This is a genomic window from Phyllobacterium sp. A18/5-2 (genome assembly GCF_025452215.1).
Taxonomy (GTDB): Bacteria; Pseudomonadota; Alphaproteobacteria; order Rhizobiales; family Rhizobiaceae; genus Phyllobacterium; species Phyllobacterium sophorae.
Genome location: NZ_CP104966.1, coordinates 784067 through 800000, shown reverse-complemented (window position 1 = coordinate 800000; position 15934 = coordinate 784067). Strand labels below are relative to the sequence as shown.

Genomic DNA, 15934 nt, shown 5'->3' with positions numbered 1-15934 from the left:
CTTAGATATCTAGAAAGTTATTTTGGTTCTTCTGAACCAAAATAATTTCTAGATATCGTTATAAGGTATCTGACCTTCGAATACATAGGGGTTAGAAGCGAACCCGGGGAACTGAAACATCTAAGTACCCGGAGGAAAGGACATCAAACGAGACTCCGTAAGTAGTGGCGAGCGAACGCGGACCAGGCCAGTGGCTTTTATGAGACAAGTGGAACACTCTGGAAAGGGTGGCTAAAGTGGGTGACAGCCCCGTACACGTAATGCGAATAAAAGTCCTTGAGTAGGGCGGGACACGTGAAATCCTGTCTGAACATGGGGAGACCACTCTCCAAGCCTAAGTACTCGTGCATGACCGATAGCGAACCAGTACCGTGAGGGAAAGGTGAAAAGCACCCCGACAAGGGGAGTGAAAGAGATCCTGAAACCGAATGCCTACAAACAGTTGGAGCCCAAGATTTGTTCTGGGTGACAGCGTACCTTTTGTATAATGGGTCAGCGACTTAGTCTGACGAGCAAGCTTAAACCGGTAGGTGTAGGCGCAGCGAAAGCGAGTCTGAACAGGGCGTTCAGTTCGTTGGATTAGACCCGAAACCAAGTGATCTAGCCATGAGCAGGTTGAAGGTAAGGTAACACTTACTGGAGGACCGAACCCGCATCTGTTGCAATAGATTGGGATGACTTGTGGCTAGGGGTGAAAGGCCAATCAAACTTGGAGATAGCTGGTTCTCCGCGAAATCTATTTAGGTAGAGCGTCGATCGAATACCTTCGGGGGTAGAGCACTGGATGGGCTAGGGGATCTCACCGATTTACCAAACCTAACCAAACTCCGAATACCGAAGAGTACTAATCGGCAGACACACGGCGGGTGCTAACGTCCGTCGTGAAGAGGGCAACAACCCTGACCACCATCTAAGGTCCCTAAGTTATGGCTAAGTGGGAAAGGATGTGAGGATCCCAAAACAACCAGGATGTTGGCTTAGAAGCAGCCATCATTTAAAGAAAGCGTAACAGCTCACTGGTCTAAATAAGGGTCTTTGCGCCGAAAATGTACCGGGGCTCAAGCCATACACCGAAGCTGTGGATTTGCAGTTTACTGCAAGTGGTAGCGGAGCGTTCTGTAAGCCGTTGAAGAGGGACCCGTGAGGGCCTTTGGAGGTATCAGAAGTGAGAATGCTGACATGAGTAACGATAAAGGGAGTGAGAGACTCCCTCGCCGAAAGTCCAAGGGTTCCTGCTTAAAGTTAATCTGAGCAGGGTTAGCCGGCCCCTAAGGCGAGGCCGAAAGGCGTAGTCGATGGGAACCACGTTAATATTCGTGGGCCTGCGGGTAGTGACGGATCGCGTGTGTTGTTCCTCCTTATTGGATTGGAGGGGCTTCGAAGCGGTCCCAGGAAATAGCTCCCGCGTATAGACCGTACCCTAAACCGACACTGGTGGACTGGTAGAGAATACCAAGGCGCTTGAGAGAACTGCGTTGAAGGAACTCGGCAAATTGCACGCGTAACTTCGGAAGAAGCGTGACCCTTTTTGACGCAAGTCAAGGAGGGTGGCACAGACCAGGGGGGTAGCGACTGTTTACCAAAAACACAGGGCTCTGCGAAGTCGCAAGACGACGTATAGGGTCTGACGCCTGCCCGGTGCTGGAAGGTTAAGAGGAGAGGTGCAAGCTTTGAATCGAAGCCCCAGTAAACGGCGGCCGTAACTATAACGGTCCTAAGGTAGCGAAATTCCTTGTCGGGTAAGTTCCGACCTGCACGAATGGCGTAACGACTTCCCCGCTGTCTCCAACGCAGACTCAGTGAAATTGAATTCCCCGTGAAGATGCGGGGTTCCTGCGGTTAGACGGAAAGACCCCGTGCACCTTTACTATAGCTTTACACTGGCATTCGTGTCGGCATGTGTAGGATAGGTGGTAGACTTTGAAGCCGTGGCGCCAGCCATGGTGGAGTCATCCTTGAAATACCACCCTTACCTATATGGATGTCTAACCGCGGTCCGTTATCCGGATCCGGGACAGTGTATGGTGGGTAGTTTGACTGGGGCGGTCGCCTCCTAAAGAGTAACGGAGGCGCGCGATGGTGGGCTCAGACCGGTCGGAAATCGGTCGTCGAGTGCAATGGCATAAGCCCGCCTGACTGCGAGACTGACAAGTCGAGCAGAGACGAAAGTCGGTCATAGTGATCCGGTGGTCCCGCGTGGAAGGGCCATCGCTCAACGGATAAAAGGTACGCCGGGGATAACAGGCTGATGACCCCCAAGAGTCCATATCGACGGGGTTGTTTGGCACCTCGATGTCGACTCATCGCATCCTGGGGCTGGAGCAGGTCCCAAGGGTATGGCTGTTCGCCATTTAAAGCGGTACGTGAGTTGGGTTCAGAACGTCGTGAGACAGTTCGGTCCCTATCTGCCGTGGGTGTAGGAATATTGACAGGATCTGTCCCTAGTACGAGAGGACCGGGATGGACGTATCTCTGGTGGACCTGTTGTGGCGCCAGCCGCATAGCAGGGTAGCTATATACGGACGGGATAACCGCTGAAGGCATCTAAGCGGGAAACCCACCTGAAAACGAGTATTCCCTATCAGAGCCGTGGAAGACCACCACGTTGATAGGCCGGGTGTGGAAGTGCGGCAACGCATGAAGCTTACCGGTACTAATAGCTCGATTGGCTTGATCATTCTCATTACTCATATCCATCGCAACGCGATGCATATTCGATCTAAAAAGCGCTCACGCATGAGCGGGTCTTCGACCCTATGCTCCGCGAGGGCCTCGCAACGGCTCGGACGCACTAGCGTGCTGTATGGGCTCCTTCTGGAAACAGTCCAGAAAAATTACCCATACAGACCGATAGGTCGTCGTGGCTTGCCACGCGCCGTCGCAGCGCCCGTCCCGGCAGGGACGATACGGCGCGTGAGACAAAAAACTTCCAGCTTCTCACATAACGTTGCGCTTTGCTGACCTGGTGGTTACAGCGGGGTGGCCGCACCCGATCCCATTCCGAACTCGGCCGTGAAACGCCCCAGCGCCAATGGTACTTCGTCTCAAGACGCGGGAGAGTAGGTCGCTGCCAGGTCTGCTAAACGCAACGTTCACGCATGGATAAGCTGCATGCGATACAAAATCTTCTCACCAAACAGAACAATCCAACAGGCCGCCGCTTTCAATGCAGGGCGGCCTTTTGCTTTTGCAGACCAAACAAAGTAAGATCAAACTTACGCAAAACACGCAAAAGCCACAGACAATTCCGGTCAACAGCCGGATGGTGGCGCGGGGTGGAGCAGCTCCCCGTCCGGCCATAAGCCTCCTTCAGGCAAAAGGCCGGACAAACGGAAAAATCCGGGCTGTTACGGCAACTTGGCCGTTCTTGGTGACGCGGGGTGGAGCAGCCCGGTAGCTCGTCAGGCTCATAACCTGAAGGTCACAGGTTCAAATCCTGTCCCCGCAACCAAACTCAAAAGCAACGCTGTTCATCATCATCACCACCGTTCAGGCGCAGAACCTGAAGGGTGAGCGGGCGTCCGGCAAAGCCGGTCAATCAGTCCAGTGCACCGATTGAAGCCCCGAACGGGCAAATCCTGTCCCCGCAACCAAAATACAAAAAGCCCGGCTCGTCCGGGCTTTTGTATTTTGACCCGGTGGCCGGCCGAGCTGAACCGGCATCAGGGGCCCGCAAGGAGGCCCAGCCGACGCCGCGGGACAAAAACCAAATCCTGTCCCCGCAACCACATCAAGGCCATCAAAACCAGCCTTTCCAAGCAAAAACCCCGCACAAGCGGGGTTTTTGGCGTTTAGAGGCCAAGCTCAGTCAACCAAGACACGCATGTCGCCACAATCTCTGCAACCGGCTTCGCCACATCCTGACGCAGAACAAGCAATTCGCCAATCGGCGATCAGCCGGTGATATCGACCACGCCGCAGTCTCCGAACTCACTCCCGAAAACAAGACGATGTCCTGTCGTGTCCCAATTCATCGACGAAACAGCGCCTTTGCCAGGGCGGCGCAACAGCACTTCCTTCTGGTCGCCGAAACGTCCAACCATGATCATGCCATCCGAATAGCCGATCGCCACGATCTCTTCAACGGGATGGCAGGCAACCGCAGTTACAAGACTGTCGCCGCGTGTGCCTAGCTCGAGGGGGCTTTGCCCATGGGACCATCTTTCCCGGCAAAGGGCCAGATAATCGCTGCCGGCGCGCCTGATGTGGCGAGCCACTTACCCTTGACGCTCCAGGACCAACTCTTCACCTTGTTCGGATAACCGGTCATTCGCATGTGACGATTGTCCTCGAGCCGCCACCCATGCAGAGCATTTTCCTGCATCGACGTGACGAGGAAACGATTGTCTGGTGAAAATATCACCGAGACATGGGCGCCTTTCCACTCGAGTTCCGTTGGGGCGCCATTCGTTGCTGGCCAATGCAAGGTCACGCCATTATAGCGCGCAACCGCCAGACGCAATCCTTTGGGCGCAAAGGCGACACCTTCGACGCTGCGTTCATGCGGAAACTCCCGCAGCGAACCCTCGGGTGAGCGCACCCAGGCCGATCGCCCCGACGCGAAGGCGAGCGTCCCGTTTGGTGCCGCGGCCAGCGCAGTCATCCACTTGCGCGGAAGCATGTTCAATTCTTGCGCCTCGCCGTTCAATCCGGTCGCACAAATGCGGCCATCTTCACCGCCTGTAAGGATAGACTTACCGTCGAAGGACAGTACCGCGCAAAGCAGACCATCATGGGCCTGTGTTGTCTTATGGCCGTTGTCGAGGCGGTGGATCGTACCGTCGGCCAGCGCAAAGAACGGAACATCCTGGACAAAACGCGCGTCAACGCAATGGCCGGAAAGATCAAGCGGGGCAATTGTGGGCATCAGGCAAGGCAGCTTTCGAGACCGGATTTCAATGCAGCGTGGTCGAGTTCCCGGCCAATGAAAACAAGCCGGCTCTCATGCCTCTCACCCTCTTTCCAGGCACGCTGATGGTCGCCCTCGATGATCATGTGGACGCCTTGGATCACATAGCGCTCATGATCATGCTTGAAAGCAAGGATGCCCTTCAGACGGAGAATATTCGGACCCTGTTCCTGTGTGATTTTCTGGATCCACGCAAAGAACTTGTCGGGATTGAGCTCGCCCGTCCTGAGTGAAACAGACTGCACCGTTACATCATGGATCGGGGATGCGTTATCATGGTGTTCATGGCCATGATCGTGATCGTGATCATGGTGGTCATGGCCGTGGTCATGATCGTGATCACAATCCGGACCGCAGGCATGATCCGGATGATCATGGTCAAGGAAGTGCGGATCGCTCTCCAGCGCGCGCTTCAGATCAAAAGCTCCGCGATCAAGGACGCGCGACAGCTCGATGCCAGCGCGTTCGGTGCGGTGAATTACGGCATGGGGATTGATCGCACGCACAGTTGCCTCGACGGCGGCGAGCTCTTCAGCCGAGACGAGATCGGTCTTGTTGACTAGAACAACATCGGCAAAGGCGATCTGATCTTCGGCCTCGCGGCTGTCCTTCAAGCGCAGTGGCAAATGCTTGGCGTCGACCAGGGCCACGACGGCATCCAAGGCGGTTTTGCTGCGGACATCGTCATCCATGAAGAAGGTCTGTGCCACCGGAACCGGATCGGCAAGGCCCGTGGTCTCGACGATGATGGCATCGAAACGGCCGGGGCGGCGCATCAGGCCCTCCACGACGCAGAATCAGATCACCACGTACGGTGCAGCAAATGCAGCCATTGTTCATCTCGTAGATTTCTTCATCGGACTCGACAATCAGGTCATTGTCGATTCCGATTTCGCCGAACTCATTGACAATAACGGCATATCGTTTGCCATGATCTTCGCTGAGAATGCGGTTCAACAGGGTGGTTTTTCCGGAACCGAGATACCCAGTCAACACCGTCACAGGGATCTGAGGTGTTTGTGCAATCTCTGCCGCGGCAGTGGAAGTCGTCGGAGCTTCACTCATCGTGCGCCTCTTGGAATGGATTGACCCACGATATAGGTGATAAGATTACATATTGCCACACCTATGGCATTCAAATGCGTGAATGGCTGCTTCAATCCGGTTGAGCATTATTGTTTGAAGGTGGAGCAATCAAAGCGGTCGACATCCTCGAGCAGTTCGATAATACCTCTCAAACTGTGCGCCATAATCTTTTCACCGGCCTCTGCCGTGGCCCGGGACGCATTCCCAGCCACGCCGTGTCTGTTGAGGTCGGACATTTTCCAGCCGAAGGCGTGGGGTCCATAAGCACGCAGGTGCTTGTAGGTCTGCGCATAATAACGCTGTTTGGAATCGAAATTTCCAGCTTTTTTCATATCGACGAGCTCGGGACGCAATGCAAGCATCACAGAAGTTTCAATGAAGCCGCCATGGATATCCAATGCTTTCTCGTCCGGCGACATCAGATCATCCGGCAAACCAAATCGTGTCCAACTCGTTGCCACGGCAAGCATATTGAAACGAACGCGCAGCTCAGTGGCAACGATCGTCATGAGAGGTGCGTTGCCGCCATGGGCGTTCAGGATTACCAGTTTGGACAGGCCGCGTTGGACAAGGTTTTCGCCCACGCCGATCCAGCGGCGAACTGCTTCGTCAAAAGCAAGTGTCCGTGTGCCTGCCACATCCATATGTTCGATGGAATAGCCAATCGGCTCAACGGCAAGAAATTCGATGGAAAGAGCGCTGGGAAGCGAATTCCTCAGCCGATCAACCAGCCCAGCGGCGATGATCGTGTCAGTTTCGAACGGCAAATGCGGACCATGCTGTTCATGCGCGCCAAGGGGGAGAATGGCGATCGTTCTCGTACAAGATGTTGGCATGTCCGGCTCATCCGTCTGGGTCAGTTGTGCTATCATACCCGTATGCTCGACAGGAGGATATGTGCCTCGGATAGCATTATTACAGGCATATTTTTGCCTCCATACCAATTCGTCGGCAAATTTCATCAGAATGTCATATAAGCATTGTAACGCGGACTTGCCGGGCAAGGAGAGCCGACGGTTTGGCCGCTGTAGTGAATCCGCCGCGCCAATCCGTGAATACTAGTCTGCGTACAAGAAGTTTGTCTGTTAATTGCTATCCACCAAAGAGACCTAGCCGTCTCATCATCAACCGGACACGCTACAAAGCGAGCAGGAGTTTGAATGGTCAAGGATCGTAAAACCCTCATTCTTCATAGGCTACAATCGACGGCGCGTCTGACCAGAACAGCTTTGGCGATGCGCTTGCTGGGGCATGGGTTCTATGCCGGACAAGATGCGGTGATGCTGCAGTTGGCGCACGAGGACGGTCTTTCTCCAAGCATTCTGGCCAAACGGCTTGGCGTTCGTCCACCGACGATCACCAAGACGATTTCGCGCTTGCAGACGCAGGGGTTTGTCAAGAAGGAAGGTTCGACAACTGATCAGCGTCAGGCCCATATTTTCCTTACCGAAACCGGGAACGAGGCAATCAAGGCAATTGAAAAATCCATTCGGAAAACCGAAAAGGATGCGATGAAGGGTTTTGACAAAAAAGAACGCAAAGCGTTCGTAAAAATGCTGTCGCGTCTTGAAGTCAACCTTTCGGCTGCGGAACAGTTGCGTCAGACGAGCCCTGATGATGCCCATGATGATGACGACGACAGCGATGACGAGTGATCGAACGTCAAAAGATATTTGCAATCTGCGATTACAAACTGCCTGAACTTGATATCATGCGGACGAATCTCGCCCGCCTGATTGGTCATTCAATTGCCTCTAGCTTCCCGCTCTTCACAGGAACCTGCACCGCTCGCTGCGGTCCTTTATCTGCTGGCGGCGGGATTCTTGTTCTCCTGCCTCGATGCAAGCGCCAAATATCTTGTCGTTTCGGGAATTCCGACTGCCTTTATTTCCTGGATGCGGTTTATTGAACATACATTTCTGGTGTTGATCTTTTTTCGGCCGTGGTCCAATCCCGGAATTTTCAAAGTCCGCAGCATTCCCCTGCAGTTCCTTCGCGGGCTCTGCTTGTTTGGCTCGACCTATTTCAACTTCCATGCACTGCAGACAATGCAGCTGGGTGAAACGATCACGATTACCTTTGCAGCGCCCATGGTAATCGCCGCGCTCGCCGGGCCGCTCCTTGGTGAGTGGGCGGGCTGGCGGCGCTGGGCCGCGATCATCGTCGCATTCATCGGCGTTCTGATCATTGCTCGCCCGGGATTCGGTTCGTTCAACCCGGGGTTACCCTATTCCATTGCCGCGATGCTCAGCTACTCTTTCTATGTGCTTCTCACACGGCGCATGGCAGCGACGGAATCTCCGGAGAGCCTCATTTTCTTTTCGGCCCTCGCTCCGGCCATTTTAACGTCACCGGCAATAATGCAGGCCGTCATCCCTGAATCGCCGTTTCAAATCGCGCTGTTGCTCATGCTTGGATTTTTCGGCGGGCTCGGCCACTATCTGATCATTCTGGCTTACAGGCGAGCAACGACAGCGGCATTGGCGCCGTATCCGTTCCTGCAAATCATCTGGATGCTGGCCTTCGGATATTTCATCTTTGACCAGTTCCCGGATATCTACACGCTTTGCGGTGCGGCGATCGTCATTGGCAGCGGTCTTTATATCGTGCACCGCGAACGGCAGTTGCGCACACATAACTGAAGTTCGGGGTCCTGGCCAAACGTTTGACCGCACCCATAACGAAAGAACTTTGATTTATCCGGCTGCAATGGCATAACGCCGGGTAAAGATTACGTAGCTTGTTGGACGATACTGCGGGAGGCGGTTTTTGGCGCAGAAGATCAAACTATCGACGATTGCCGACGCGCTTAAAGTGTCCACTGCAACCGTATCACTGGCATTGCGCGACAGCCCGCTTGTGGCCGACCAGACGCGCGAGAAGATCAAAGAACATGCCCGGGCGATTGGTTACATTTACAATCGGCGGGCTGCAAGTTTGCGCACCTCACGGTCAGGGATCGTCGGCGTCGTGGTGCATGACATCATGAACCCGTTCTTTGCCGAAATATTGCGAGCGATTGAGGGCGAGCTCGACCGCTCCGGTCAGACCTTCATTCTCTCCAACCATTATGATCAGTTGGACAAGCAGCGGACATTTATCGACACTGTGCTGCAATTGGGTGGAGATGGCGTGATCATGTCTCCGGCTATCGGCACGCCGGCCGAAGATATACGCATGGCCGAAGACAATGGACTGCCCGTTGTTCTGATTGCCCGTAGCGTCAAGGATGCGAATGTTCCTGTATTCCGCGGTGATGACGCTTATGGCATTGGCCTCGCCACGAACCATCTGATTTCGCTGGGCCACACCCGCATTGCTATGGTGGGCGGTACGGATCAAACCTCGACCGGCCGGGACCGTTATGAAGGCTATCTTCACGCAATGCAGAAGGCAGGCCTTGAGGTAAAGCCGGAATGGCGCATTCCCGGTCCGAGAACCAAGCAGGCGGGCTTTGATGCCGCGCCACAGTTTCTCGCCTTGAAGGATCACCCGACGGCTGCAGTCTGCTGGAATGACCTTGCAGCAATCGGCATGATGAACGGTATTGCACGAGCTGGATTGGTCGCCGGAGTTGATATTTCAGTTACCGGTTACGACGACCTCGAGGAGGCAGCAATTGCTACGCCAGCTTTAACCACCGTGTGGAACGGCCAGAGGGAAGTCGGCCAGCGCGCGGCACGGGCTCTGCTCGACCAGCTGAACGGTGCTGATACCCATGCTCGTCAGGAGTTGATCAAACCGGAATTGCGAATACGGCAATCCACGTCAAGGCCCAAGGAACGCTAAGCCTCAGCTCGGTCGGCGGGCTGCCATCCGCGCGTTTCACCGTTCGTTAACGCTGCACTACTAGGCTCCCAGGGTGTTGATACCGGGGGTGCATCATGAAATTGGCTAATTCGGCCTGGCTTGGCCTCGTGAGCGCAGCGGCAATTGTTGCCATGTTTCTGGATTTCGCGACATACACGTCCGATGAAGATCCAAGTATTGATATCGCTACAACAGCGTCCATTGCAACTGACGATGGAAAGAGCCTGGATATCCCGACATTCGTCATTCGTGGTCCGGGGGAGGAGTGAAATGCATGGCATTCCCAAAGGAAAATGGCATGCCGGGGCATAACGCTCTCTCCGTCGACAGCAGCTGCGCCGGTCTCTATCCACCGTTGGCGAATGCCAGGACGTGGCACAATAACGAAGATGGAACGATCGATCTGTCCGACAATCTCGGCCGAACGATCGTGGAGTTCAGCCCTGGTGACGGGCTCGACTATATCAGCGTCGAGCCCCGCTCCGTAATCCTGTCGATGTCAACGGAAGGCGTGAGTCTCTTTTAAATCATTCGGCAGCGTGAAGCCGCGCGCGGCTTGCCTTGTGGGCGCGTGCCGCATCGCCGAAAGCTGCGAAAATCTTGCGCGAAGGACTGTCGTTCTTCACCCAATATTCCGGATGCCATTGGACCCCGACCGCGAAACTGCGCGCGTTCTTGACCGAAACTGCTTCGATCGTGCCATCATCGGCCACTGCCTCGATATCCAATTGCGGCGCTGGTCTGTCGATAGCTTGCCGATGAACGGAATTGACCTCTACGGAATCGCTTTGCATGACACTGGCGAGGCAAGAGCCCGGCTTGATTCGCACCGGATGGCGGATCGCGAATCGTTCGGCCTGCTGGTCAGACTGCGGAGCGCGATGGTCCATGCGCCCGTCCAGTTCTTGAATTTCGGTAGCCAATGTCCCACCCAAAGCAACGTTGAGTTCCTGAATTCCACGACAAATCGCCAAAAGAGGGATTCCGCGCTCAATGGCACGCCGGATAAGCGGCAGCGATGTAGCATCCCTGGCGGGATCATAGGGCTCGTGAGCCTCAGTTGGTGCGGCGCCATAAAGCGACGGATGAACGTTGGATTTGGAGCCAGTAACCAGTACACCATCGACACCGTCGAGGATGGCATCGATGTCCAGCCCGTCGCCGAATGAAGGGACGATCAAAGGGATTACGCCAGCCGCGTCGTAGGCCGCTGCCAAATATTGGTCAGGGGCTGCGTGCCATGTGTAATTCTCGAAGGTGCGAACATCGGATGTTATGGCGACGAGAGGTTGCCGCATTGGGTTACTCCAGAAAAATGTTGCCTCATATGTAGTGCAATTCTACAGCGTTTCCAATGGTGACCATAGTGCGGGAATTTTGGCCAGTGCGATGGATATTATTGAAGTATTTCCTAGTAATTTCAAATGACTCCATGGCCACACCCCCATTGTCACTCCACGTGCTGGACTTGGATAAACGAGTGTGTATGGTGATCCCCGAGATCGGGAGACCAGGACACAATTGTCCGGTGATCTGGGCTGAAGAGTTGAGTTCAATCGTTTTTGGAGGAGAATTAATGGATCGTCGTTCGTTCATCACGAAGGCAGGATTTGCCGGAGTTGGGGCTGCTGCTGCAGCAACCACTTTAGCGGCTCCAGCTATCGCGCAGTCGTTGCCAAAGGTCACATGGCGTTGTGCGTCGTCATTTCCCAAGTCGCTTGATACGATTTACGGCGGCGCCGAAGTCTTGTCGAAATATTTGAAGGAAGCGACGGACGGCAACTTTACCATTCAGCCATTTGCGGCTGGTGAAATTGTGCCTGGCCTCCAGGCGGCGGATGCGACCGCAGCCGGTACGGTCGAGCTTTGTCATACGGTTGCCTATTATTACTGGGGTAAAGACCCCACGTGGGCCTTGGGCGCAGCAGTCCCTTTGCGTTGAACGCACGTGGCATGAACGCCTGGCAGTACCATGGCGGCGGCATCGACCTCATGAACGAGTTCTTTAACAAGCAAGGCCTGCAAGCCTATCCAGGCGGTAACACGGGCGTGCAGATGGGTGGCTGGTTCCGCAAGGAAATCAAGACCGTCGATGATCTCAAGGGCCTCAAGATGCGAGTCGGCGGTTTTGCCGGCAAGGTCCTGGAAAAACTTGGCGTTGTCCCGCAGCAGATCGCTGGCGGCGACATCTATCCTTCGCTGGAAAAAGGCACGATCGATGCGGCGGAATGGGTAGGGCCTTACGACGACGAGAAGCTCGGTTTCCAGAAGGTTGCACCCTTTTACTACTATCCTGGCTGGTGGGAGGGTGGTCCGACGGTCAGCTTCATGGTCAATAAGGAGAAATGGGATCTCGTTGCCGCCCGCCTATCAGTCACTGTTCCGCACCGCCGCGCAGGCAACGGACGCAGACATGCTGCAGAAGTATGACTCGCTGAATCCAGCGGCAATCAAACGACTGGTCGCTGGTGGTGCTCAGTTGCGTCCGTTCAGCCCCGAGATATTGAACGCCTGCTTCGAGGCGGCCAATGGTGTCTATGCTGAAATGGAAGCCAATAATCCGGCGTTCAAGAAAATCTGGGAATCCATCAAGGCCTTCCGCAATGAGCATTTCCTCTATGCTCAGGTGGCTGAGTACTCCTTCGACACCTTCATGATGATTCAACAGCGCAACGGCAAGCTGTAAGCTTCACAAAACCAATCAAAATAAACCCCGGTACCGCAAGGACCGGGGTTTTTTCTTGCTGCTTCGACCTTACATTTTCGGCGGCTGGCTGAGGTCGGGTGCTGCCGGTTGGGCAGGAGCGGGCGGGTTGGCCGGTGTTCCACCCAATGGCGGTGAACTCAATTCTCCACCTGGTCCACCAAGATCTCCGCCCAATCCACCACCGAGGCCGCCGCCCAGGTCGCCCGGTATTTCAATCTTCATGGTTGCAGGGTCAACAGTTGGGCCGCTGCCCTTGTAGTGCATAACCATCTGCGGGAACATGATCGTCAATGCCACCATCAGGATCTGGATGCCGACAAAGGGCACGGCGCCCCAGTAGATCTGGCCGGTTGTGATCGGTTGGATCTTCTTTCCCGTTATCTTGTCGAGATAAGGCACCTTGGCGGCAACGGAACGCAGATAGAACAATGCGAAACCGAATGGCGGATGCATGAAGCTTGTCTGCATGTTGATGCCAAGAAGAACGCCGAACCAGATCAGATCGATGCCGAGTTTGTCCGCGGCCGGAGCGAGCAATGGCACGATGATGAAGGCAAGTTCGAAGAAGTCGAGGAAGAACGCCAGGAAGAAGACGAGGAGGTTGACGACAATCAGAAATCCAACCTCGCCGCCTGGCAGCGATACAAGCAGATGCTCAACCCATACGTGACCGTTGACGCCATAGAACGTCAAGGAGAACACGCGGGCTCCAAGCAGAATGAACATCACGAATGATGATAGCCGCGTCGTGGATGCCAAGGCTTGGCTTATGACGCTGAAATTGAGACGGCCTTTTGATGCCGCCATGATCAATGCCCCGACCGCACCCATGGCACCGCCTTCGGTTGGCGTTGCGATGCCAAGGAAGATTGTACCAAGAACGAGGAAGATCAGCGCGAGTGGTGGTATGAGAACGATAATCACCTGTTGTGCAAGGCGCGACATCGTATTCAGTCCGAATGTACGGTCTGCAAGGGCGAAGGCATAGATAATGATAATACCGATGGTCGCGCCCCAAATATCGGCATTTGCTCCGGCAACCGGTGCCAGCAGAATGTGAGCCCCATAGGCAACAGCACCAGCAATCAGGAGTGCTATGATCAAGGAACTGACGCCGGACCCCAGCGTCCGTGCTTCAACCGGAAGTGCAGGCATTGAGTCCCGCTTCCAGAACGTCATGATCAAAATGTAGAGCATATAGAGGCCGGTGAGAACAAGGCCGGGCACGATTGCTCCGTGATACATATCGCCGACGGAACGGCCAAGCTGATCGGCGAGAACGATCAGTACGAGCGAGGGCGGAATGATCTGCGCCAGGGTCCCTGAAGCCGCTATAACGCCTGATGCAACGCGCCGGTCATAGCCGTACCGCATCATGATCGGCAATGATATCAAGCCCATGGCGATTACAGATGCAGCCACAACACCTGTCGTCGCTGCCAGCAGAGCACCGACGAAGATGACCGCATAGGCAAGACCGCCCCGGATCGGGCCGAAGAGTTGCCCGATGGTGTCGAGCAGATCCTCGGCCATACCGGAGCGTTCGAGAATGATTCCCATGAATGTGAAGAAGGGAATGGCGAGAAGTGTTTCATTGGCCATTTGGCCCCAGAAGCGCTCAGGAAGGGCGTAAAGCAATGGCCATGAGAGCGTGATGCTGCCATTCGAATAGGGAGCCAATTCGACGCCCACAAAAAAGAAAAGCAGACCGTTGGCGGCAAGCGCGAAGGCGACAGGGTAGCCGATCAGCATGAAAATGATTAGCGAAGCGAACATGATCGGTGCCATGTTCTGCGCAATAAACTCAATCATTACGCGCCTCCGCGATGGCAGCCACTTCCTGATCCGCAAGCTCTTCGAGGGACATTGGTGGATTGGGATCGGGCATGTCCCCGCGCATCACAGCGATCTTCTTGATGATTTCTGAAACGCCCTGGATACCGAGAAGCAGAAAGCCCACGAGCAGGATCAACTTGGCGGGCCAGAGGATAAGACCGCCTGCGCTGGAGGAAACTTCGCCACTGTTGTAGGAGAGCCGGACATAAGGAATGAAATAGAAAATCATCAGGATGACGAACGGCATCAGGAAAAATATATGGCCTAGCAGATCAATCCAGTGCTGGACGCGCCGAGAGAACGCGCCATAGACAATATCGATGCGTATGTGTTCGTTCTGCAGCAAGGTATAGGCGGCGGCCAGCATGAAGGCCCCTCCGAACAGATACCATTGAAGTTCGAGCCAGGAGTTCGACGATACGTTGAACACCTTGCGAATGATTGCATTTCCAGCGCTGACGATGACCGCGAGAAAGATCAGCCACGCGACATGGCGTCCGATGAATTCGTTGATGCGATCGATTGTTTTTGACAGAGCGAGCAAAGCCGGCATTTAGTCCTCCCCATAGATTCTGACAGCCTGAGTATTGTGAGCGTCCCGCTTTTTTGATCGCGCGGTGTCAGCCTCTTTCAGCCTTGCCTATTAAAAACATGTCGAAGCACTGGTACCAGCCCAGCCTAAAACCATCAACAGAATTGATGGTGCCCATCCATCAAGCAAGAGACTCTTGGCCACGAAGGACCATAGGCAGTTGTCATGACCGCATGAGCAGTCTAACAGTGACAGAACATTCAGGCTTGATGCTCATCGGTATTCGACTAAATGACAGGTGATTCTTCTATTTCCGTTGCGGGAAAAACCATTGCGGTGACCGGAGGCTCGTCTGGTTTGGGCCTGAGAATGGTGCAGGTTCTCGCCGCACATGGCGCAAATGTCGTCTCGATTTCGCGTACACCTGCGCCTGCTCCCGAAACGGAGCTTCAGTCAAGCATCATGAATATCATTGCCGACATTACCATCGCTGCGGATATCGAGCGCGCATTCGACGAGGCAGAGCGACGGCTTCGGCACCGTTACGGTCGTATTTAACAATGCAGGAGTGGCCGCGGTAGAACGGGCGCTGACAATGACCCGAGAACAGTTGCGGCAAATACTCGAGGTAAACGTCGAAGGCGCTTTTTTTATTGCCCAAGAGGCGGCGAAACGAATGATCGCCAAGGGTGCCGGGGGATCAATCATTAATCTATCCAGCATCCTTGCAGACGCGCCGATCAAGGGATCAGCCGCCTATGCAATGTCAAAGGCAGCGGTCTCGCAGATGACCCGGTCGCTGGCGCTCGAATGGGCCTGTCACGGGATCCGGGTCAATGCGATCGCCCCGGGCTGGTTTCCAACGCGGCTCAACGAGACAATCATGGACGGGCCGGCCAAAGGGTTTCTGAAAGGAAAGAATCCGATGCGGCGGCTGGGAGAGCCGGAAGATATTGACGGTGCGGTGCTAATGCTTGCGTCGGATGCGAGCAGCTATATTACTGGCACTGTTATTACGATCGATGGCGGACACAGCCTACAGGGCTAGAACGGC

At 54.8% G+C, this 15934-nt stretch carries 9 protein-coding genes, 1 tRNA gene, 2 rRNA genes and 4 pseudogenes (1 of these 16 only partly in view); 10 read left to right on the top strand and 6 right to left on the bottom strand.

The window, feature by feature from the left end; all coding sequences use genetic code 11:
• The 3 genes from N8E89_RS03955 to N8E89_RS03945 form a co-directional block, all read left to right on the top strand.
• Positions 1–2678 (top strand): 23S ribosomal RNA (locus tag N8E89_RS03955); it begins 132 nt to the left of the window's first position.
• Between the two features lie 283 nt (positions 2679–2961).
• Positions 2962–3076: ribosomal RNA gene (gene rrf, locus N8E89_RS03950) — 5S ribosomal RNA — on the top strand.
• Positions 3077–3374: 298 nt separating this feature from the next.
• Positions 3375–3451: transfer RNA gene (locus N8E89_RS03945), tRNA-Met, on the top strand.
• Between the two features lie 442 nt (positions 3452–3893).
• On the opposite strand, the pseudogene N8E89_RS03940 reads toward N8E89_RS03945, so the two are convergent.
• From N8E89_RS03940 to N8E89_RS03930, 3 genes and pseudogenes are all read right to left on the bottom strand, one after another.
• Positions 3894–4867, bottom strand: a pseudogene (locus N8E89_RS03940) (WD40 repeat domain-containing protein).
• Positions 4867–5974, bottom strand: a pseudogene (locus N8E89_RS03935) (CobW family GTP-binding protein). The pseudogenes N8E89_RS03940 and N8E89_RS03935 overlap by 1 nt, the downstream one beginning before the upstream one ends.
• Positions 5975–6081: 107 nt before the next feature.
• Positions 6082–6867, bottom strand: coding sequence for a creatininase family protein (locus N8E89_RS03930; RefSeq protein ID WP_262261203.1), 786 nt, complete (start codon positions 6865–6867; stop codon positions 6082–6084).
• Positions 6868–7155: 288 nt separating this feature from the next.
• On the opposite strand from N8E89_RS03930, the gene N8E89_RS03925 reads away from it, so the two are divergent.
• From N8E89_RS03925 to N8E89_RS03905, 5 genes are all read left to right on the top strand, one after another.
• The gene (locus N8E89_RS03925) at positions 7156–7650 is read left to right on the top strand and encodes a MarR family winged helix-turn-helix transcriptional regulator (RefSeq protein WP_106664252.1); all 495 of its coding nucleotides are present in this window, start codon (positions 7156–7158) and stop codon (positions 7648–7650) included.
• A gap of 93 nt (positions 7651–7743) precedes the next feature.
• On the top strand, positions 7744–8637 hold the full coding sequence (locus tag N8E89_RS03920) for a DMT family transporter (RefSeq protein ID WP_262261202.1): 894 nt from the start codon (positions 7744–7746) through the stop codon (positions 8635–8637).
• Positions 8638–8764: 127 nt separating this feature from the next.
• Positions 8765–9784 carry a LacI family DNA-binding transcriptional regulator gene (locus N8E89_RS03915; protein WP_106664251.1) on the top strand — a complete coding sequence of 340 codons (1020 nt, stop codon included), beginning with the start codon at positions 8765–8767 and terminating at the stop codon, positions 9782–9784.
• Between the two features lie 95 nt (positions 9785–9879).
• Entirely contained in the window at positions 9880–10074 is a 195-nt protein-coding gene (locus N8E89_RS03910; protein WP_262261201.1) for a hypothetical protein, read from the top strand.
• 5 nt (positions 10075–10079) lie between these two features.
• Positions 10080–10331, top strand: coding sequence for a hypothetical protein (locus N8E89_RS03905; RefSeq protein ID WP_262261200.1), 252 nt, complete (start codon positions 10080–10082; stop codon positions 10329–10331).
• 1 nt (position 10332) lies between these two features.
• On the opposite strand, the gene N8E89_RS03900 is transcribed toward N8E89_RS03905, so the two are convergent.
• Positions 10333–11103, bottom strand: a complete 771-nt coding sequence (locus tag N8E89_RS03900) for a gamma-glutamyl-gamma-aminobutyrate hydrolase family protein (protein ID WP_113173930.1) — start codon at positions 11101–11103, stop codon at positions 10333–10335.
• A gap of 278 nt (positions 11104–11381) precedes the next feature.
• Between N8E89_RS03900 and N8E89_RS03895 the strand changes: the two are divergent.
• A pseudogene (locus N8E89_RS03895) lies at positions 11382–12491 on the top strand (TRAP transporter substrate-binding protein).
• Between the two features lie 69 nt (positions 12492–12560).
• On the opposite strand, the gene N8E89_RS03890 reads toward N8E89_RS03895, so the two are convergent.
• Both N8E89_RS03890 and N8E89_RS03885 read right to left on the bottom strand, forming a co-directional pair.
• Positions 12561–14324, bottom strand: coding sequence for a TRAP transporter large permease (locus N8E89_RS03890; RefSeq protein WP_262261199.1), 1764 nt, complete (start codon positions 14322–14324; stop codon positions 12561–12563).
• Positions 14317–14901, bottom strand: coding sequence for a TRAP transporter small permease subunit (locus tag N8E89_RS03885; RefSeq protein WP_106664246.1), 585 nt, complete (start codon positions 14899–14901; stop codon positions 14317–14319). Before N8E89_RS03885 ends, N8E89_RS03890 begins: the two co-directional genes overlap by 8 nt.
• Positions 14902–15171: 270 nt before the next feature.
• On the opposite strand from N8E89_RS03885, the pseudogene N8E89_RS03880 reads away from it, so the two are divergent.
• Positions 15172–15928: pseudogene (locus tag N8E89_RS03880) on the top strand (SDR family NAD(P)-dependent oxidoreductase).
• The last annotated feature ends 6 nt before the right edge of the window (positions 15929–15934 follow it).